The 20,958-nt window shown below is 40.7% G+C and carries 21 protein-coding genes, 1 pseudogene and 1 riboswitch; of the genes and pseudogenes, 7 read left to right on the top strand and 15 right to left on the bottom strand.

Going from position 1 to position 20,958, the window contains the following annotated elements:
• Positions 1-237: 237 nt before the first annotated feature.
• Positions 238-1,245 (top strand): rod-share determining protein MreBH, encoded by a 1,008-nt coding sequence (gene mreBH / locus V514_RS0115565; protein ID WP_029500806.1) that lies wholly within the window; start codon positions 238-240, stop codon positions 1,243-1,245.
• Between the two features lie 220 nt (positions 1,246-1,465).
• Positions 1,466-2,029, top strand: a complete 564-nt coding sequence (locus V514_RS0115560; RefSeq protein ID WP_029500805.1) for a beta-class carbonic anhydrase — start codon at positions 1,466-1,468, stop codon at positions 2,027-2,029.
• 124 nt (positions 2,030-2,153) lie between these two features.
• On the opposite strand, the gene V514_RS0115550 is transcribed toward V514_RS0115560, so the two are convergent.
• Positions 2,154-2,699, bottom strand: a complete 546-nt coding sequence (locus V514_RS0115550) for a GNAT family N-acetyltransferase (RefSeq protein ID WP_029500804.1) — start codon at positions 2,697-2,699, stop codon at positions 2,154-2,156.
• 34 nt (positions 2,700-2,733) lie between these two features.
• On the bottom strand, positions 2,734-3,504 hold the full coding sequence (locus V514_RS0115545; RefSeq protein ID WP_029500803.1) for a polyphosphate kinase 2 family protein: 771 nt from the start codon (positions 3,502-3,504) through the stop codon (positions 2,734-2,736).
• A gap of 165 nt (positions 3,505-3,669) precedes the next feature.
• On the opposite strand from V514_RS0115545, the gene V514_RS0115540 reads away from it, so the two are divergent.
• The gene (locus V514_RS0115540) at positions 3,670-4,416 is read left to right on the top strand and encodes a hypothetical protein (protein ID WP_029500802.1); all 747 of its coding nucleotides are present in this window, start codon (positions 3,670-3,672) and stop codon (positions 4,414-4,416) included.
• 42 nt (positions 4,417-4,458) lie between these two features.
• Here V514_RS0115540 and map read toward each other — a convergent pair whose 3' ends face one another.
• Together map and thiT are read right to left on the bottom strand one after the other, a co-directional pair.
• On the bottom strand, positions 4,459-5,211 hold the full coding sequence (gene map, locus V514_RS0115535) for a type I methionyl aminopeptidase (RefSeq protein WP_029500801.1): 753 nt from the start codon (positions 5,209-5,211) through the stop codon (positions 4,459-4,461).
• 93 nt (positions 5,212-5,304) lie between these two features.
• Positions 5,305-5,859: an energy-coupled thiamine transporter ThiT gene (thiT, locus tag V514_RS0115530; RefSeq protein WP_029500800.1), complete on the bottom strand. Its 555-nt coding sequence runs from the start codon at positions 5,857-5,859 to the stop codon at positions 5,305-5,307.
• A 99-nt stretch (positions 5,860-5,958) separates the two neighbouring features.
• A riboswitch (TPP riboswitch) is annotated at positions 5,959-6,063 on the bottom strand.
• 106 nt (positions 6,064-6,169) lie between these two features.
• On the opposite strand from thiT, the gene V514_RS0115525 reads away from it, so the two are divergent.
• Entirely contained in the window at positions 6,170-6,526 is a 357-nt protein-coding gene (locus V514_RS0115525) for a DUF4870 domain-containing protein (RefSeq protein WP_029500799.1), read from the top strand.
• Between the two features lie 56 nt (positions 6,527-6,582).
• Positions 6,583-6,699, top strand: coding sequence for a hypothetical protein (locus tag V514_RS20695; protein ID WP_235073492.1), 117 nt, complete (start codon positions 6,583-6,585; stop codon positions 6,697-6,699).
• Positions 6,700-6,850: 151 nt separating this feature from the next.
• Here the strand turns inward: V514_RS20695 and V514_RS0115515 are convergent, their stop codons facing one another.
• From V514_RS0115515 to V514_RS0115500, 4 genes and pseudogenes are all read right to left on the bottom strand, one after another.
• Positions 6,851-8,080 carry an aminopeptidase gene (locus V514_RS0115515; protein ID WP_029500798.1) on the bottom strand — a complete coding sequence of 410 codons (1,230 nt, stop codon included), beginning with the start codon at positions 8,078-8,080 and terminating at the stop codon, positions 6,851-6,853.
• A 260-nt stretch (positions 8,081-8,340) separates the two neighbouring features.
• Positions 8,341-9,453: pseudogene (locus V514_RS0115510) on the bottom strand (DEAD/DEAH box helicase); the annotation flags it as partial.
• A 148-nt stretch (positions 9,454-9,601) separates the two neighbouring features.
• A complete protein-coding gene (locus tag V514_RS20075) occupies positions 9,602-9,769 on the bottom strand; it encodes a Fur-regulated basic protein FbpA (RefSeq protein WP_081715078.1) in 168 nt (55 codons plus the stop codon).
• A 249-nt stretch (positions 9,770-10,018) separates the two neighbouring features.
• Positions 10,019-11,782 carry a methyl-accepting chemotaxis protein gene (locus tag V514_RS0115500; protein WP_029500796.1) on the bottom strand — a complete coding sequence of 588 codons (1,764 nt, stop codon included), beginning with the start codon at positions 11,780-11,782 and terminating at the stop codon, positions 10,019-10,021.
• A gap of 179 nt (positions 11,783-11,961) precedes the next feature.
• Between V514_RS0115500 and V514_RS0115495 the strand changes: the two genes are divergently transcribed.
• On the top strand, positions 11,962-12,792 hold the full coding sequence (locus tag V514_RS0115495; RefSeq protein WP_161630209.1) for a hypothetical protein: 831 nt from the start codon (positions 11,962-11,964) through the stop codon (positions 12,790-12,792).
• Between the two features lie 141 nt (positions 12,793-12,933).
• On the opposite strand, the gene V514_RS0115485 is transcribed toward V514_RS0115495, so the two are convergent.
• The 6 genes from V514_RS0115485 to V514_RS0115460 all read right to left on the bottom strand — a co-directional run bounded on the left by V514_RS0115485 (position 12,934) and on the right by V514_RS0115460 (position 17,865).
• Positions 12,934-13,419, bottom strand: coding sequence for a YehS family protein (locus V514_RS0115485; RefSeq protein ID WP_029500794.1), 486 nt, complete (start codon positions 13,417-13,419; stop codon positions 12,934-12,936).
• A gap of 121 nt (positions 13,420-13,540) precedes the next feature.
• Positions 13,541-13,909, bottom strand: a complete 369-nt coding sequence (locus V514_RS0115480; RefSeq protein WP_029500793.1) for a hypothetical protein — start codon at positions 13,907-13,909, stop codon at positions 13,541-13,543.
• 253 nt (positions 13,910-14,162) lie between these two features.
• Positions 14,163-14,672, bottom strand: a complete 510-nt coding sequence (locus V514_RS0115475; RefSeq protein ID WP_029500792.1) for a YfiT family bacillithiol transferase — start codon at positions 14,670-14,672, stop codon at positions 14,163-14,165.
• Positions 14,673-14,771: 99 nt separating this feature from the next.
• A complete protein-coding gene (gene rlmD, locus V514_RS0115470) occupies positions 14,772-16,133 on the bottom strand; it encodes a 23S rRNA (uracil(1939)-C(5))-methyltransferase RlmD (RefSeq protein WP_029500791.1) in 1,362 nt (453 codons plus the stop codon).
• Between the two features lie 91 nt (positions 16,134-16,224).
• Positions 16,225-17,151, bottom strand: coding sequence for a diacylglycerol kinase (locus V514_RS0115465; protein WP_029500790.1), 927 nt, complete (start codon positions 17,149-17,151; stop codon positions 16,225-16,227).
• Positions 17,152-17,307: 156 nt separating this feature from the next.
• The gene (locus V514_RS0115460; RefSeq protein WP_029500789.1) at positions 17,308-17,865 is read right to left on the bottom strand and encodes a thioredoxin family protein; all 558 of its coding nucleotides are present in this window, start codon (positions 17,863-17,865) and stop codon (positions 17,308-17,310) included.
• Positions 17,866-17,975: 110 nt separating this feature from the next.
• Between V514_RS0115460 and V514_RS0115455 the strand changes: the two genes are divergently transcribed.
• Positions 17,976-19,130 carry an MFS transporter gene (locus V514_RS0115455; RefSeq protein ID WP_235073490.1) on the top strand — a complete coding sequence of 385 codons (1,155 nt, stop codon included), beginning with the start codon at positions 17,976-17,978 and terminating at the stop codon, positions 19,128-19,130.
• 391 nt (positions 19,131-19,521) lie between these two features.
• Here the strand turns inward: V514_RS0115455 and gatB are convergent, their stop codons facing one another.
• Positions 19,522-20,958, bottom strand: a complete 1,437-nt coding sequence (gene gatB, locus V514_RS0115450) for an Asp-tRNA(Asn)/Glu-tRNA(Gln) amidotransferase subunit GatB (protein ID WP_029500787.1) — start codon at positions 20,956-20,958, stop codon at positions 19,522-19,524.

Here is a 20,958-nt window from a genome sequence, read left to right as displayed (position 1 = left end):
GCTTTTCGGGCTGTTGCTCCTTTTTTCATGACCTTTTTTAAGTTTGTATTACATTTTAGTATCAATTAAACACTTTCAAGGTTAAAAGTATGCACAATAAGACAAATTAAGGTATTTAATACCTATTATCCGACTAGTAAAATACGTTCTATGAAGATTGACATATATAAAAATAGTCGGTTATGTTTTATACTTTAGTCTACAATGGCTTTGTATTGCCTTAGGAGGGGTTTAATCATGTTTTCCAACACAGCAATCGGCATCGATTTAGGAACAGCAAACACGCTCGTTTATACGAAAAGTAACGGCATCATTATGAATGAGCCTTCAGTTATAGCAATAGATAAATACACAAAAGAAGTTATTGCAATCGGCAAAGAAGCCCAAGCAATGATCGGCAAAACGCCACCAGCAATCATCGTGTCTCGTCCACTACGTGATGGGGTCATCGCAGACTTCGATATGACCGTGGCCATGTTAAAAACGGTGTTAGAACGTGCCATTAAAAACGGCGCGTCATTCCGTAAACCAAACGTGGTCATTTGTGCTCCATCTGGCGCGACTTCGGTAGAGCGTTTAGCAATTAAAGATGCCGCTGTACAGTGCGGTGCAAAGGACGTCTTTTTAATTGACGAGCCTGTCGCAGCAGCAATCGGGGCAGACTTACCAATTCAAGAACCAATCGCTAGTGTCATCGTTGATATCGGCGGCGGTACAACGGAAGTCGGTATTATTTCATTTGGTGGTATCGTCACATCTAACACGTTAAAAATTGGTGGCGACCGCTTCAATGAAGAAATCGTTCATTTCGTGCGTCAAAAATATAGCGTGCTAATCGGCCTACCGACTGCAGAACGCTTAAAAAAAGAAATTGGCTACGCACCAATCGAGCACACGCCAGAAGAGTTAACGGTGAGTGGTCGCGATATCGTACGCGGTTTACCACATGCGGTTACGATTTCATCAACTGAAATCCAACAATGTTTAAATGAATCGATGTTATCAATTTTAGAAATGATTCGTCGCTCATTAGAAAATTGTCCACCAGAGCTTGCGGGTGATATCGTCGAAGAAGGCGTTGTCCTAACAGGCGGTGGCTCATTATTAAAGGGCATGACCGAATGGCTACGCGATGTTTTATTAGTGCCAGTCCACCTTGCACCGTCTCCGTTAGAGTCCGTTGCCATTGGGACAGGTCGCTCAATCGACTCGCTTGATTTAGTATCAAAATCAAAAATCAAATAGCTTGGCAAAAAATCGTGCTACGGCGCGATTTTTTTGTTGCTGTTATATAGCAACCCATTGTTCAAACTTTCTGATAAAGATACAATATTTTATAGTCTGACGACAACATTGTCTAATTTGTGTCAATTCAATACATTTCCGCGTTAATTTTCGATACAATAAGTTATGTGTACTAACACAAATTCAGATTTTTTCTGACATATAAGGGGGAAATATCATAATGGCAGTTTTAGATGATATTTTAGAATTTAACGGCTCGTTCGTAGAAGAAAAGCAATATGAACCTTTCATCACAAGCAAGTATCCAGATAAGCACTATGTAATCTTAACTTGTATGGATACTCGCCTTGTCGAGCTTTTACCAAAAGCAATGAACATTCATAATGGGGATGTCAAAATGGTAAAAAGTGCTGGCGCAACAGTAAGTCACCCATTCGGTGGTATTATGCGTAGTCTACTTGTTGCCATCTACGCTCTACAAGCAGATGAAATCTTCGTTGTTGGTCACTACGATTGCGGTATGAGTGCTGTAGATCCAAAAGTTGTGATTGAAAACATGCAACAACGTGGCATCTCTGAAGAAACAATCAAAAACGTTCAATACTCTGGTGTTGACTTAAATCAATGGTTAAAAGGCTTTGGCGATGTAACGAAAAACGTTGAACATAGTGTCGACGTTATCCGTAACCACCCATTAGTATCAAAAGAAATCCCTGTTCACGGTTTAGTAATCGACCCTGAAACAGGTAAACTTGATCTTGTACACAGCGGCTACGAAGACTAATTTATAATTTTATTGAGCTAGACTCACATAAAAAGAGGTTCGGGAATCCCGAACCTCTTTCTTTTTATTGCCTTAAAAGTGCCATATAGCGTTTCCACCAGCGTCTCCAAGTGGCCTTGCCTTTTCAATAAACATCCTCTAGGAGCGCGTACATATAATGGTCTTCCCACGTACCGTTGACATACAGCAACTGTTTCAGCAAACCTTCTTGCTCAAACTTTGCTTTTTCTAGGACGCGCACCGACCCTACATTTTTTGGTGACACATAGGCTTCTAAACGGTGAATGCCAATTTCCTCAAACGCAAAGCGACAAATCAACTCTACTGCCTCGGTCGCAATACCTTTTCCAGCTTGCTGTTCGTCTAATGAATAGCCGACAAATGCGCTTGAAAACGGCAAACGTTTGATGGAATAAATGGAAATATGGCCAATCAACTGCTGCGACTCACGCAAGAAAATGCCAAAGCTATATTCCCTCCGCATTTGCATTTGACGAATCGATTCTTGAATTTTACGCAACTGAATTTTTTCAGTGTAATATTCAGAAGGATGCAGCGGCTCATAAATAGACCAGTACGCTTTATTACGGCGTACAAGCTCGGTCATTTGACGTACATCTTCCTCCTGCAACGTTCGTAAAAAACATTGTTCTCCGTTTAAAAATACCATCGCTACACCTTCTCTTTGTCTACTGCGTGTTAAGCTAAACTTCTTTTGAAACCGCTTCAGCAGGGTCTGTAATTTGCAGACCACGTCTTTCACATTCCTCTGTGACATGCTTAATGACTTGTTTCAATACTTCAATACGCGCATATTTTTTATCATTACCTTCTATTAATACCCACGGTGCATGTTTTTTATCCGTTTTTTCAAAGATTTCATTTGCCGCTTCTACATATAACGGCCATTTTTCACGGTTGCGCCAATCTTCATCTGTTAATTTCCATTGTTTGTATGGATCTTCCTTACGATTTTTGAAACGTTGTAATTGCTCTTCTTCTGAAATATGTACCCAGAATTTCACGATGATGTAGTTATCATCGGTCAACAATTTTTCAAAGTTGTTGATTTCTTCGTAAGCACGCTTCCACTCTTTTTTTGTCGCAAAACCTTCGATGCGCTCAACAAGCATACGGCCATACCACGTACGGTCAAAAATACCGATGCGACCACGCGCCGGTAAACAATTCCAAAAGCGTTGCAAATGATTGTATTTTAACTCATCTGGCGTTGGCGCGGCGATTGGATGCACGACATAACCACGTGGGTCAATGCGCTCTGTTAGCCGTTTGATGGCGCCACCTTTACCAGCTGCGTCCATGCCTTCAAACCCTAAAATAAGCCCAATATCATGCGTGAATAAAAATTGCTGGATGTTTAGCATCTCATATTGTAATTTCTTTAATTCTTTTTTGTATGACACATGCTCATCCAATTTTTTCGTTAAATCTAGCTTTTCAATTGTTTGTACCAACTTTATCTCTCCCTATCTTAAAAGATTACATATATTTTACAGCTATCTAGTACTAAAGCGCAATGTATGTGCATATTCAAATAATGTTCACAGAAATGAAAATTGTTCGAGGCTGTTCATGAGGTATACTAATACGTATATATTTATTTTTAGGAGGGGTTGTCATTGGGCAGATTTTTAATTGTCCTGTTGGCGCTACTAGCATCACTCGTTGCCAACTTATCTGCTTATGCACTGCCACTCAACAATCATACGGCACTTGAACTGGCCTACAGTTATAAAATATTAATGTTTCCAGCTCTATACGTTTATTGGCTCCTGCCAGGCGTATATGTGTTCCTCGCTTATTGGGTTTTTGCACAATGGAAAAAGCGCCATACTGCTGAAGCATTGACGCTTATGCAAGCCATTTTATTTGCTGCAAGTGCCATTGTCTTAATTGTCTGGGTCAACCTTTGGCACTACGAGCAATTCACGCTCGCGCTCGTTGCACTGATGCTTGCAACGCTCTGCTTGTTCGCACTTTATGTAACGTATCCTAAAGCTGCGAATCATCTTCATGGTCGCCTACCAATTTCAATTACGCTTGCCTCAGTCGCATTCTTAGCCTTTTTAAATCTAGGCTTCGTTTTCGTTTACAACAACTTAGCTGATTTTGGTCTTAGTCGTCAGCTATGGGCCGTTGTGTTTTTAACGTGCGCAGCAGCACTTGCCTTAGCTATGCGCTTCCATCGCTACGACCCAGCGTTTGCAGCCATTTTCATGTGGTTTTTAATCGGCGTTGCTGTAGCGAATAATTTCAACGAATTGCTCGTCACAACAGCAGCACTCTTTTTAAGCGGTGTATTGATTGTTGGCATTGTATTTATCCGTAAACGGTTGCCATCTGACACACATGAAAAAAGACTGTAGCAGAAGAACTCTTCCGCTACAGTCTTTTTTTATGGCGTTTGATTAATCGATTTTAGTCGTTAAGACAGGCCCATTTTTCGTTACGATTACGGTATGTTCTAATTGTGCTACGAATGATTTATCTGGCGTTAAAAATGCCCAACCATCGGTACCTTCAACGATGTTTTCAGCAGCTTGCGAGATGAATGGTTCTACAGCGAAAACCATGCCTTCTTTCATCATTGTTGCATCCCATGCATCGTAATAGTTTAGCACGTATTGCGGTTCTTCGTGTAATGAGTGACCTACACCATGCCCTGTTAAGTTCATAATTACTTTTAAATCATTGTCATGTGCTTCGCGTTCTACTGCTTTACCAATTTGGTTTAAGCGCGCACCTGGTTTGATTTTTGCCATCGCGCGGTCAAATGAGCTTTGAGCTACGTCACAAAGGATTTGAAGTTCTGGTTTTTCAACATCACCAACAACGAATGAGATACCTGTGTCAGCATAAAAACCGTCTACATGGCCTGATACGTCAATGTTGATCATATCGCCTTCTTGTAGTTTGCGGTTGTCTGGAATACCATGTGCTACACATTCGTTGACGCTAATACAAGTGTACCCTGGGAAATCATATTCCGCTTTAGGACCTGAAATAGCGCCTTTTTCTTCGAATAATTTACCAGCTAAGTCGTCTAATTCTTTCGTTGTTACGCCTGGTTTTGTCGCTTCTTTAAGCGCGTCACGAATTTCAGCCATTGCGCGGCCTGCTTTCATTAACGCATCAAATTCTTCTTGCGTTTTAACAATCATCGTTCAAGATCTCCTTTATATTAAATCTTCTTCTACTATATCATATTTTTTTAATGACGAAAAAGGAACCGAATGAATTCGGTTCCTCGGAAATTATCGTTTTTTTGGTTCTAATAACTTCGGCGCTTTCGCCATTAATAAACTAACAATCGCGGCCGTTAAAATAATTGCCGGAATCATATACGAACCGTTATAAACAATCGTATAAATAATTGGATTTTGGTCTCCGGCATATTCAGAGAAGAATATGTATCCCGCTAAAGCGTGAGCCACGTAGCGCAGTAAACCACCGATAATTGTACCGATTGTAATGTACAGCGCTTTTTCAGCAGCCGTTTTCGCACGTATGACGATTGGGCGCAGTAAACCTGCTAGACCTACTACTGTAAATGCAAAGAAGTAATCGATAAAACCTTGCAGTGGCGTTAAAATAAACCCGCCAAACATCGCATTCATCGTACCGATTAACAGACCTGTCACAAGCCCAGCAAGCGTGCCCCAGCGGAATGCCATAATGACGATTGGCACCATCACTAAGCTAATTGAGCCGCCTTGTGGCCATAAACTAAATGTTAGTTTATCTAAAATAATACCGATAGCCGCAAAAATCGCAATTTCGACCATCATTAACAATTTTTTATTGTTCAATCTCTTCAACCTCCAATGTTGATGTACAAATCAAACCATTTGGATTAGATGGATATGAAAAAAGCGATGCTAGGGAAAGATCCCTGACATCGCGTAGCATCAGCTGTCTATCCACATTCCTTCGCAAGCATTAACTTACAGGTTCTAAGGGTTAGAAGTCTCACTTCACTCTCAGCTATTTTAATAGCTCCCCTTGTGGTTGTTACATCTCGTTTATTGAACATCCCCTATTGTACGGAAAATCAGTAGTGCTTTCAAGCTTTTTGAAACTTTTTACCTGTTCATGCGTAAATAAAGTGAGGTGATGATTATGAACGACCAACATGTAACAGAAGAAGCGACATTCAACCGTATACTTGCAGCGCTTAGCTACTTTAGTATTTTCTTTGCTGGCTTTGTTTTCCCGTTGATTGTCTGGCTCATATCGCAAAATCCGTTCGAAAAATACCATGCAAAACGCGCATTTATCTCACATCTTATCGTCATTCCCGGCATTATTTTATTTTTTATAGGCTTACTTGTAGCCTTTAATATGACAACAACCGCTAACGCTACCCCTGAACTTCAAGGTCTGATCGTGCTAGGTGGCATGTTGTTGTTCATTGTACTGTCATTTGTGTTAATGATTTGGAACATTGTACAAGGGATTAAAGTACTGCGCGTTTAAAGAAACACCGCTACGGTAATAGTAAGAATAACTACTAAAAAGTGAGGTTATGCATAATGAATCTTAAAAAAGTAATTAGCACAGCAGTGAAATTAGCACCTGTTGTCTATCCAATCGTTAAAAAAGTATTAAATAATAAAAAAGCGGCATCGCAATCAACAAAACGCCGCTAATACAAAAAAGAAGCTTTTACAAAACAGTTCATGTTCCTTTTTTAGCGTTCGCAACAAAAAACCGGAACCGCGCCACAGCGCGATTCCGGTTTTTCTTATGCTCATCTGAGAGGGGGGTGTTACACGTATGTCCCAGCCTCTTTTTCATTACTTAAAATGCCCAAGCACCTTTGCGGAAGACAGCTTCTACCGTGCCGTCCGCGTGAATACCATCAATATCCATGTCCGCACTACCGACCATAAAGTCCTCATGCGTAATCGATGTGTTAATACCTGCTTGATCCATTTCCTCTTCAGATAGCTCACTGCCACCTTCATAGCACGTTGGGTAAGCGGCACCAATCGCAATATGATTGGATGCATTCTCATCAAATAATGTGTTGTAGTAAAGGAGACCTGAAGCTGAGATTGGTGATTCATGCGGTACAAGCGCAATTTCACCGATGTATTTAGAGCCTTCATCTGCTTTAATTAACTCGTTTAATAGCTCTTCACCTTGTGCTGCTTCAGCTTTCACAATGACACCATTTTCAAACGTTAATTTGAAGTTGTCGATAATATTGCCTTGGTAGACAAGTGGTTTTGTTGAAGATACGTAGCCATTCACATCATATTTAGATGGCAATGTGAAGACTTCTTCAGTTGGCATATTCGCGACAAATTCCGTGCCTTGTGGCGTTTTGCTAGAGCCTGTTGCCCAAATATGTTTGTCTGGTAAGCCAACGATTAAATCTGTCCCTGGCGCTTTGTAATGTAATTTTGCGAAATGTTTTTCGTTCATTAAGTCACCGCGCGCATGTAAGTTTTTCAAGTGTGCTTGCCAGTTTTCTACGGCGCTACCTTCACCGATGTGTACAGTTTTAAAAATCGCTTCCCACATTGCCGGAACTTGCTCTGCTTCTGGTAATTCAGGGAATACTTTCGCTGCCCATTTTTTCGATGGAATGGCGATAATTGACCAAGCAATTTTGTCATTCATGACCGCATCGCGATAATTTTCTAATGCTTTACCAGATGCTTTTTGATTAGCAGAAATTTTTTCAACAGGAATACCGGCCATTAAATCTGGGTCTGCTGCATCAATCCAAAGAAGTGCTCCTCCTCGTTCGATTAATTCATCGCGCTGTGCTGTAATCCAGCGTGGGAATTTTTCAAACTCTTCTACCGGTGCATTTTCAAACAATTCACGCGCCACTACGTCATCTGCATAGTTTACTGTAACGCGTGCTGCGCCAGCTTTATATGCTTCTTTGACAACTAAACGTGTAAAGTCGATTGTGTCTACCGTCGTATTAATTAATAGCGTTTGCCCTTGTTGAATGTTTGTACCCACGTTCACCGCAAGTTCAGCGAATTGAGCTAATTTTTCTTCGAATGTCATCATGTATCGACCCCTTAGCGTTTTTTATATGGGCGTTTGCTACCGTCATTCTTTTTGTATGAGCTCGTGCTATCATTGCGTTTGAATGAACGGTTGCCTTCGCCACTCTGAGATTTATCGTCATTATAACGTTTTTTGTACGGTTTATCGTCATATTTACGTTCTGAGCGATTGCCATACTGTTTATTATAGTCTTTCTTTTTCGAATTGTCAGAGTTTCCGCCTTTTTTCACAGGGCCGCTATTTGAGTAGAATCCTTTCCCTTTTACAAGACCGCCATCTTCCCAAACTTTTTCAGTTGGCTTGTCATCTAACGTGCGTGTGATTTGCTTGTATTGTTTTTCAGCAGGACCAGTTAATAACGTTAACACTTCGCCGCTTTTTCCTGCACGACCTGTACGGCCAGAACGGTGTGTATATTGCTCAAGTGACATCGGAACATCAACATGAATTACATGTGTTAAACCTTCTACATCAAGCCCACGCGCTGCGACATCGGTTGCGATTAAGACGCGTGCCTCGCCTTTACGGAATGCATCAAGCGCCGCTTTACGCTCTTCTTTTTTCATATCGGCATGCAGTGTCACAATGGGTGCTTGGCGATAATTTAATTTTGTTTCTTTCATTAATAATTGGTCTAAGTTGTTGACGAATGCGATTGCGCGTAAGCCCGATTGATTCGATAAACGGCGCAGCATATCCGTTTTGTCACGCTCTTGCATTTTCACAAATGAATGCGTAATAATACCTTGGTCTGGCATATCTTCTAAGCGTACTTTAAAACGTTTTGGCTCGTTCATTAAACGCTCCGCTACTAATTTAATTTCATCGGTAATCGTTGCCGATACAACAACGACTTGGCGGTCATGATTCGCGCCATCGATAAATTGTTTCACAATGACACGTGATTCGCGGCCTAATAATTGGTCACCTTCATCAAGTACGATGTGATGTAATTCATGCAATTTTAATTTTTTGGCACGCACTAACTCATTTAAACGACCCGGCGTTCCAATCGCAATCGTTGGCTTTTTCTTTAATTTTTCAATTTGACGTTGTGGGTTGGCGCCACCAATTAACGGCACAACGGTAATATCGGTACCGGCAATCCATTGACGCGCGACTTCGGTAATTTGCATACAAAGCTCTTGTGACGGTGCGACAATTAGCGCTTGTGTATTTTTTTTCGTGCCATCAACGCGTTCTAAAATCGGTAATAAATACGCGAGTGTCTTCCCAGTTCCCGTTGGTGATTCTGCGACAACATCATTACCTTCTAGCATTGCGGGAATCATTTGCTCCTGAATCGGCGTTGCCACGTTAAACTTCCATTTTGATTGTAAATCTTCATTTAATAAATTAATTACTGACATATTTGTCTCCTTCTATGTTCGTACTTTCTACATATCTTTCTATTATACAAAAAAAAGACGCGATGACATAATTCTTTCTATTGGTGCTTGCATTAAAAAAAGCAAGAAGCGCGCTATCACACACTTCCTGCTTTGTCATAAACTTTTATTAGACATGAACCGGTTTCAGCGCATATTGTTGATACGCTTGAACTAATTCTTGTAATGTTGCTTGATATAATTGTTTACCATTAATTTTAAAAATACCTAAATCTAATAAACGCTCGACTAAGTGATTTTTTTTAGATTCTTGATTTTGTTGTTGTAATTGTTTCATATTTAATTTCCCCTTAAAACAGTTAATGTTCCTGTTAGTTTTATTCCCATTTTCCAAATAAATTAACCACAAAACGCCTGTTTTATTTAAAAATCTTTTTCGCACTCGTCACAAACTAGGACGCAAACGCCGTTAGTAAGTTCCGTTGTCCCCTTCATTTTAGAGTGAAACGATTGGAAAAACAATACAAAAAACGGACATATTATCTATGCCCATTTTCTATAGATATGCAGTTATCTATCATTTTTTCTATTGATGTTCAAACGGTTTTTTACGCGATACAATCTCGTTTTTCAGCACATTTAAATACTGAATGACTTCATTTGAATTTTGCTCTACTTCCTTTAAATAACGTTCGGCTTGTGCTTTATCATCATTATAATACGCACGTACCGCAAGCTTCGCGACTTCATGAACACGCGTAAATGGTTTTTCAAGCGCTTTAAATGCCGCATGATTTCCTAAAATTTCACGCCCTTGTCCATAATACCACTCGCCTAAACGTGTTTCACGCGTCGATTGGATTTCAGATTCCTGTATTTTTTCAAAGCCAAGTAATAAGTTGTAAATACGCCATCTCCATAATAAATGGTCCGTAATTGCCAGCTCGATAATATCTTCCTGACTAATAATAAAGTTTTTCGAAATCGTCTGAACACGGTAATTATCAATCATCTTACTTAATTGGTAAATTGCTTCACCCGTTTGATTGACGATTTCCTTGCTCTCCTCAGTGCTACGCGCAATATTGCGATTGCTCGCTGTAATAGTTTGTGCGTCTTGCGCCTGTTGCTGCGTTGTCGAAGCAATCGTCTCAAAACTAGCACCTTGTTGCTGTAAGGTCGTATTAAGCTCGACAAGTGCTTTCGTAATACTCGACGTATCATTGACCGTTTCATGCAAATCAGTCGCTGATTTTTTCGTTAAGTCGTTAATATTTGATGTAATCGATAATAGGTGGTTTATATCGCCTTGAATTTGTTGAATCGACTGCTTCGTATTGTCCGCTAGCTTGCGCACTTCTTCTGCGACGACCGCAAAGCCTTTCCCTGCTTCACCAGCACGCGCCGCTTCAATTGACGCATTGAGCGCCAATAAATTCGTCTGCTCAGCAATATCCTCGATAAAGCGCATCAATTCATTGACCGATTCAACACGTTCGACTAATTCTCCGACGTGTTGCTGCACTGTCACTTGCTCCTGGTCTGTCGTATGTAGTGAAGACGTAATATGTTCAAGCGCTGAAATATCGGCATTTAATTTTTGCAGCGATGTTTGCGTATCCTTTGCGACATCGACAACCGATTCCGACACTTCATCAATCGACGATTCTAATTGGTCCATCGAAGCATTCGCCGCAAGTACTGCCTGCTGCTGCGTATCTTGGAACTGAATTAAATTTTTAATTTGATCGAGCTGCGTATTGTATTTAATAATGCCACCTAAGCCATTAACAATCGAGCCCGCTTGAATTTCAATATACGTTTCGACGATAATTTGCTGGTCAATTGTTACTAAACTATCGTAAGCTAGCAGTACATCGAGCATTTTTTTACGATTGCGGCTATATTTATCTGCAATTAATGGAATGATTAATTGATTCATTAATGTGTAAGCAGAAATCATCCAGTTCGGTAAGACACCAATACGCGCATGTGTATAAGCAATTTTTCGACGCTTGAAAACATACTCTAATGATAATTCCTCTTCAAAAAGGCTACGAAAATGTGCATCGAACACTTTTTTTAGATGATCGACTGTCGAATGTTCTTCAATCACCGTTCTAAAGTCATCGATCGACATTAAATGAACATAAAATTGGTCTAATAGTTCAACGTTTTTTTCCAAATAAAGCTCTAGCAATTCATGAACATACTCTCGGCGCACTTTATTAAAACCTAGAAAGTCTAACTTCCCCTGGAAACGTTCACTAACAATAATGTCTGATTCCGCTACTTCATTAAAATACTCATATTGTTCATTAGGGCTTTTGTTTTTTGTTTTAAAAAACATGACATTTCCTCCTCACATCATAATTTTTTTATAATCCATTAATGATAATGGACTTAAATAATGATAACAGACTTAAAAAATGATACTTTTTATACATAATTATTATATAATTAATAAGTTATAAAAACTATAAAAATAGAGGTGTACCCATGAAAGTTATTATACGAGCAGTATGGATAATGAGTGTTTTGTTGTTAATCAGCGCGTCTACAAGCGCGTATTTCTCTAGCGTTAGTGCTAAAGAACAACCTAAAACACTGACATTTAGCGATGGTACAAAAGTTTCAACACTGTTTTTCCCCTATCGAGATAAGGCACATGTTAAAAAGGGCACAGAACGTTCTTTACAAGGTATGACGATTGACAAAAAAGGCAACTACTATTTAATGTACGCACTCGGCGATAAAACAACGTATGGCTACATTTACAAATACAACAAAAAATTTAAACTCGTAAAAGTGAGTAAAAAATTAAAAGTCGGCCACGGCCAAGCAATGGATTATCATAAAGGTTATCTTTATCAAATCGTTGATATTGTCGGCTCTAAAAATTATGTGTTGCAGCGCATTGATGCTAACACATTAAAAGTCGTGAAAAAATGGACGATCCCAGCAGAAATCCATCCGAATGTCATCGCGATGGAAAGTGATACAACCGCGATTGTCGTTTCAAAAACGAGTGCGTCAAATCCGCTTGGCGCAGGCTATGAGTTAAATCGCCTACATATCGGTGAAGATTTTAATTATACAATCCGTAATCCGCGCGAGAAACTGCGCATTAACGGGCTCGTTGGTACGACAAAAGGTAAGGAAATTCAAGGGTTTGACCGCACGAAGGACCGCTACTACATTTTATCGAATGGTGAATATACGAGCTTTAAACACGATGGTAGCAACCAAAAAACGGTCCAGCTCGGTACAAACCGCGAACCAGAAGGTTTATTATTTAACAGCAAGGGGCAAATGCTCGTACTGTTCAACAAATTAAATGAAGTATTTATCCAAAAATAAAAAAAGAGGCTGGGACATGCGTGTAAAAACACCATCTCAGATGAGCATAAAAAAAAACCGGAATCGCGCGGTGGCGCGGTTCCGGTTTTTTGTGGCGAACGCTAAAAAAGGAACAGGAACTGTTTTGTACTAGCCTCTTTTTTAGTCGCGATATCGCACCGTTAAGCCTTTTAAAAACTTACGCGCAAATTTATCGCCACATTCTTTATAGTTACGGTGACTTGGGTTGCGTAAAATCGCCCCAAGCTCCCCCTTCGTTACATTAATGCCACCATCATAAAACACATCAAGCACATCTTCTGTTGTTAGTTGAAGCGCAATTTTCACTTTTTTAATTAACATATTATTCGCTGGTTCTTTTTGAGGTTTCGCCGGCGCTTGCCCTGGCTTCTTCTCTTGTGGCCCGCGTTTTGTCGTAATTAAGCCATTTAAAAATGCCTCAAACATATCATTTGAACACGCTTTATAATTTTCTGGGCGCGGCTCATCGTCATTCACTTTTTGAAGCATGTTTGAAACATCGAGTGCTGTAAGTGATACACCACCAAGTTTAAACATTGCAGCCACATCGCTATTTTTAATATTTAACGCATAGCGTAGGCGAATTAATAAATCATTTGCTACCATATGATGAATCTCCTTTATAAGGATTATTTTTGACATAACTAGCCCATTGTACCATATTCCCCGTATGCATTGCTGCCGAAAGAAAAACAGACATCTATTCAATGCCTGCTTGACCATATATTTAATTTTTAGGAAGATTGGGGGCAACAACGGTACCTGTAAAATCAACCGCCTTTAATGCCTCTTTTACTTGAGCATTTGAAATTTTTGAAATAGGCATAACAACCACTACTTCTTTAAATCCAAATGTTTGGTAGTAGAGGAGTGCAGGTATTAATACTGTCACAACGTCTGAGGCAAGGGCGGATTGTAGCGTTGCATCGACGATTAATGTGTAGTGTTCAACAACTACTTTATCAGCTACATCATCAAGGTCTTCAAAATACTCCGACGCTACATGCTGTCTGATAATACCATTAAGTTGTATGAGAATCTCACACTTTTCTTCATCAATCGACATTTTATATTTTGGTTTGTCTACAACAATCATACCTACTACTCCTTTTTGTTATACTCACATAAGTTTTACTTATCGTTTAATCGGTTTCTAGTATACGAAATTTGTCTTATTTTGTCGAATTGAATTTTGGCATTTCAATAGCACTGTAAACAAATAATGCTAGTTCATTAGCGATTATTCGACTACAGCTCAACTATTCCTTGTTTTATTTTAAAATAGCTATTTCACACACTATTTCAATTCATTTTACTGAAAATTCGATATTTTAAACGTGCAGAAGTAGTTAATTTTCTAATGCAAGACGAATATGCGCTAGGTGATGATTTTCATGCCAACAAAGCTTCGCCATCTTTTTTCCGACCGAAATTTCACCGTTTTCAGCATGTGTAAAGATGCGCTTTAGCTGCTCATCAGTCAATGAATTGCCGACTGCGACAATACGCGCATTGATGCCTTCTAACATGTTAATCGAGTTTTCAATCGGTAGCTCGGTGTCCGGTGCTACGGCCCATTTGTCTTGGTCAAACGGCGGCACCGTCGGATTGTCAGCAGTCAATGCGAGTTTGAGGCGTTGATACATATTGAGCTGCGAATCCGCAATATGATGCACGAGCTGGCGTACATTCCATGCGCCGTCGCGATATGTTTTCGTTAATTCCTCATCGCTCAAACCGTCCACTACCTCACGCAACCGCGTCGTATAAGTCGCAATATCACCTACCCAATTCTTTACGTCATTCGTTGTAATGTGCTCAGGAACTTGCAATTCTCCAATCGGAAACTTAACATCCATTCTGAAAACCTCTTTTCTATAAGTATTCATATTCCATACCTTGATATTGAAAGTGGTAAACATGAAAAAACCCTCAGTGCCCGCTGAGGGTTTAAAAAATCACGCTAATTCTAGCCACGCCACTGCTTCACAATGCGCCGTATGCGGGAACATATCTACCGGTTGTACTTCTTGTGTTTTGTAGCCGCCGTCCTCTAGTACACGCAAGTCACGCGCTAGTGTTGCCGGGTTACATGACACGTACACGATACGTTTTGGACGTTCGCTTAAAATCGTGTCGAGTAACGCGTTGTCGCAGCCTTTACGTGGTGGGTCGACCATTAAGACGTCCGCCTTTTTGCCTTCTTTAAACCAGCGCGGGATAACGTCCTCTGCTGGGCCTGCTTCAAAGTATGTGTTCGTAAAGCCATTTAGCTCGGCATTACGCTTCGCATCTTCAATCGCCTGTGGCACGATTTCAACACCCATAACATGCTTGGCATTTTTCGCTAAAAACAGCGAGATAGTCCCGATACCACAGTACGCATCAATGACCGTTTCCTCGCCTGTTAGCGCCGCATAATCGAGTGCTTGCTTGTACAATACTTCCGTTTGGATTGGGTTCACTTGATAGAATGAACGCGCTGAAATTTCAAAGCGTACATCGCCAATATGGTCCTCGATCGTTGACGCACCCCATAAGCAAAGCGTCTCATCGCCGAAAATCACATTCGTATTATTCGCATTGATGTTTTGCATAATTGATTTTACGTTTGGAATCAATTTACGAATCGCCTCAACGACCACCTCTTGTTGCTTGAATTTACGTTTTTTCGTTACGAGTACGACCATCACTTCGTCCGTTGCGCGCGCTTTACGCACGACGACATGACGCAGTTGCCCTTGCTTCGTGTCTTCATTATATGGCGTTAAACCAAGTGCCCAAAGTTGTGGTTTTAAGCCTTCTAATATCGCATCCGCTTCGGCTGTTTGAATCAAGCAACGATCCGTATCAACAATCGTATGTGACTTCGTGCGGTAAAATCCAGCAACCGGCACATCGCCATTCATGCCAAACGGAATTTGCGCTTTATTGCGGTAATGCCACGGCTCGCTCATGCCCTTCGTTGGGTGCACAGGCACATCGATTTTCGCAATACGCTGCATGACATTGCTGACCATTTTACGTTTCCATTCAAGTTGGCCTTCATATGATAAATGTTGAAGCTGACAGCCGCCACACATGTGAAATACCGGACAAGGTGGCTCTACACGATTGGACGACGGTGTAGTAATTTCAAGTACTTTCGCAAAGCCGTAGTTTTTCAACGTTTTCATAACATGAACGTCACATGTTTCGCCTGGTAGCGCGCCTTGGATAAATAGCGGATAGCCATCCACCTTCGCAACACCCGCCCCGTCATGTGTTAAATCTTCTATATAAACCGTTAATCGATCATTCTTTTTCGCTGGTGCAGTCATTCAATTCGTTCCTCCATTTCAATTTCTCTATTGTATCACGAATGCCATTGAAAAAGGAGGTATCCAAATCGTGCGGAATACCTCCTTACGTTTATTCTTCTATCGCAAATGTACGGTCTTGTTCGCGGATTTCATTGATTGGCACAAATAGCTCAACATGACGTTTTAAGTTTTTAAATTCCGTCGGTGCATCGCCACCATACTCACCGTCTAAATTGATTAAGACGCGATCATCCGACGACACTTTGACACGGTCAGCCTTCGTATAAATGACATGCGGATCTTTTAAATGCTCTCCGCGTACTGCTAGCGTGACAAGACGCACAAACTCAGCAATATTACATTTTTTCAAAATAAATACCGTAAATTGCCCATCATTGATACTGGCATCGGGCGCAAGCTTTTCAAAACCGCCGACTGAATTCGTTAAACCGATTAGGAACATCATCGCATCGTCGTCGAATACTTCATCATTGTATTCAATGCGCATTTTTGTAGCCTTAACAGACGGCAGCATTTCAATACCTTTTAAATAGTAAGCAAGCTGCCCAAGCATCGTTTTTAGCTTGCTTGGCACCTCATATGTCAGCTCGGTAATACGACCCCCAGCGGCGATGTTAATGAAATAACGATCATTCGCTAAACCGACATCGACCGGAATCGAATCTCCTTGAATAATAATATCTACAGCGGCATTAATGTCGCGTGGAATATGCACAGCACGTGCAAAGTCATTTGTCGTGCCCATTGGAATAAGACCAAGTTTTGGGCGCTCTTCAAATTCACTAACACCCGCCACCACTTCATTTAATGTGCCATCGCCACCGACAGCAATAATAATGTCAAAACCGCGTTCAACGGCGCTTTTTGCGGCAACTGTGGCATCTCCTTCGCAAGTTGTCGCGTGACAAGATGTTTCATAGCCTGCAACTTCAAGCTTTTCTAAAACTTCGGGCAAATGCTTTTTAAATAACTCTCGACCTGATGTTGGGTTATAAATGATGCGTGCTCTTTTCATAACTATACCTTCCTGCTTCTAAAAATTCTGTCCAAAATCACGAAAACAGGCCCCCAAATTCTTGCCTCATGCACAAAAAAGAGTCAGCCTGACCTTTTAACAATCTTTATCATTCTATACCTAAATGTTTTGTTTCTGCAAATCTACTACGTCCATTCACAATACTTTCATTAACGCAGTGCGCAAATCATCATAAACATATTGCCAAAATTGTTCATTCGACGCATACTCCTCACTGAGCGTCATAAAAAGTTCGCGTTGTCGCATTGAAAAATCATCATGCGTTTTTGGTGGTAATAGCGCCCACTTAGCCATGACAAATGCTTGTAGCTCTGGTGCGCGCGGACCCCATTTTCCGATAACCTCTCCCGCTTCATTTAAAAATAAATAGAGCGGAATCGAGCGACTACCATTCGTTAAATAGGCATCGATTAGTTCGATATGTTGGTCACGTATAACGCAGCGCACATCGATGTCGGCGGCATCTGCAATATTGCGTAAAATCCCATTGCTCATCATCGCATCGCCGCACCAATCTTCTGTGATGACTAAAATATGTATGTTTGCTCGTTTTATTGCTTCGATAAATTCAGGGTCTTGTGGTAAGTCAAATGCATTGTAAACGCGATAGCTATCATTTTTCAATGTCGACATATTGCTCATATACGTTGCAAGGTCGATGCCGTGCTCAAAATACTGTTGTTCTTTTGGCATATGAAGCCCCCCAATCATTTTATTCATTATAGCAAATTTTAACACTGCATATAACCATGCTGTATACATGACGTAATTTGTTCGGTAAAATGGTTCGTTGAAAGGGTAAGGTGACGTGCTTGAAAAAAACAACTGTCCTCTTAAAAAGCTATAACTTTTTATTTTTTGGTATGCTGGCAATGTTCATTCCATTTTTACCAGTCTACCTACAATCAACTGGCCTAAACACAAGTGAAGTCGGCTTGATTATTGCGCTTGGTGGTGTCGTAACCGTCATCGCACAACCACTGTGGGGCATGATTAGTGACAAGCTCAAAACATTGCGCAAGATCATGTTAATTCTTGTTGCCATGACCGCCATTTTTGGCTATTTTCTTTACCAAGTAGACAGTTTTTTATTGCTTGTATTACTCGCAATGTTCGTCTACTTCTTCTTAATGCCACTAGATCCATTATCAGAATCGCTAACGTTCACTACAACTGAGACGAATGGCATCAGTTATGGTTCCGTCCGCACATACGGTTCGCTCGGTTATGCAATTTTATCACTCGTCATCGGCTATTTAACCGATTGGTTTGGCATGGGCGCTATCGGTTTATCATTCGTCGTCATTGGCATTATTTGCTTTGCGATTGTGTGGAATATTCCCGATGTACCGTCATCGTCTACACCCGTAACAATCGATAGCTTGAAAAAAGTACTCGCTAACAAGGAAATGATTTTATTCCTCATTCTTATTTTTATTAGCTCTGTTCCTGCGCGTATGAATGATACATTTTTAGGTATCCACATTACGACGCTTGGTGGCGAGAATAGCTTAGTTGGAATCGCCTTCTTTATTTCAGGTGCCAGTGAAATTGTCGTTTTTGCGCTTAGTTATATGTGGCTTAAACAAGGCAAGGAATTACAGCTTATTACGCTAGCTATTTTCTTCTATGCGCTGCGCTTCTTCCTAACAGGATTCATTGATGACCCGATGATGATTGTGATGATTCAAGCGCTTCAAATGCTGACATTCCCAGTTTATTATACAGCTGCGATTCAATATTTATACCGCATTATGCCGCGTGAATGGCGCGCAACCGGCCAAACGGTACTCGCGCTCTTGTTCTTCGGTGTCTCCGGTATTATTTCATCGTATGTCGGCGGGATTATGTACAACAATTTCGGCGGCTCGGCATTTTATTATGTCATTGCGGCTATCTCATTCGTTGCCGCTCTTTACGGTGCGGTACTCGTGATGCGTCATCGTAAAGTTGCTTAAACAGAAAAAAGCCCACAACCTCTTTTGAGATTGTGGGCTTTTTAGACGCATTTTGATGGTAAAATTCCGGCCATCTGGTATTAGAGAAATCATTCCCTACATACAGTAATAAGGATAGATGGTCCTGTTGCATGTAAGTAATTTTTCAAAAAACAAGCGGGTCATTATTCGGACGACGCTTGCCGACTACTCGTCCTGAGTAGTCTACCCGGTTTCACACACTAGCACTTCGGGTCATTTCTTTCCTTCCGACGTGACTAAAAACGTCACTTGTCAGGAAATCAAAATGCCCTTCAGTGCTAAACAAGTGTGTTCAACACTTACAAGGAAGTCAAGCTACGTTCGCTGTCGTCCTGACAGCAACGCTTGCCGACTACTCATCCCGAGTAGTCTATCGTTTTTGGATTTCTTCTAATAAAATTTTATTAACCATTTGTGGGTTGGCTTTACCGCGAGTAGCTTTCATAATTTGACCAACTAAGAAGCCAATCGCACGGTCTTTACCGTTTTTGAAGTCGATGATTGATTGTTCGTTGTTATCAAGGATTTCCGTAATCATTGGTACAAGCGCGCCTGCATCAGAGATTTGTACTAAGCCTTTTTCTTCAACGATTTTCTTCGCATCGCCACCGTTTTCAATTAATTCTTTAAATACTTTTTTCGCAATTTTAGAAGAAATTGTACCATCAGAAATTAATTTAATCATGCTAGCAAGGCCAGCTGGTGTTAATGCCGTATCATGTAATTCTTGTTGTTCTGCATTTAGGTATGCACTTACTTCACCCATTAACCAGTTAGAAGCAAGTTTCGCATCTGCACCTTCAGAAACTGTGCCTTCAAAGAAGTCAGCCATTTCTTTAGAAAGTGTTAAAACGCCTGCATCGTAAGCTGGTAAGCCCATTTCTGCAACGTAACGTGCTTGACGAGCATCTGGTAATTCAGGAATCATAGCGCGTTCTTGTTCTAACCATGCATCATCGATGACGATGTCTACTAAGTCAGGTTCTGGGAAGTAACGGTAATCGTCCGTACCTTCTTTGACACGCATAAGAATTGTTTTACCTGTTTTCTCATCGAAACGACGAGTTTCTTGCTTGATTTCGCCACCAGCGTTTAATACCGCTTCTTGACGTTGTGCTTCATACTCAATTCCTTTACGAACAAAGTTGAATGAGTTTAAGTTTTTAAGTTCTGTACGTGTACCGAATTCATCTTGACCGTAAGGACGGATTGAGATGTTGGCATCACAACGTAGAGAACCCTCTTCCATACGTACGTCTGAAACGCCTGTGTATTGGATGATTGCTTTTAGTTTTTCAAGGTATGCATACGCTTCGTCCGCTGTACGGATATCTGGCTCAGATACGATTTCAACTAAAGGCGTACCTTGACGGTTGTAATCGACTAATGATGCGTTTGCACCGTGCGTTAATTTACCAGCATCTTCTTCCATGTGGATACGTGTGATACCGATACGTTTTTTCTCACCGTTTACTTCGATTTCTAACCAGCCATTTTCACCGATTGGTTTATCAAATTGTGAAATTTGGTAAGCTTTCGGATTATCAGGGTAGAAATAGTTTTTACGGTCAAATTTTGTATGTTGGTTGATGTCCATGTTAAGAGCTAGTGCTGCGCGCATTGCATAGTTTACTACTTCTTTGTTTACAACCGGTAAAACACCTGGGTAACCTAAGTCGATTACAGATGTGTTTGTATTTGGTTCAGAGCCGAATTGGTTAGGAGATGGAGAGAAAATTTTAGATTTCGTTTTTAACTCAACGTGTACTTCTAAACCAACGACTGTTTCGTAATTAGTTGATGCCAT

Origin of the sequence: Kurthia huakuii LAM0618, assembly GCF_000505545.1 — a bacterium.
GTDB classification, from domain to species: domain Bacteria; phylum Bacillota; class Bacilli; order Bacillales_A; family Planococcaceae; genus Kurthia; species Kurthia huakuii.
Note: the sequence above shows the minus strand (reverse complement) of the source record. Positions and strands in the feature narration are given on the sequence as shown.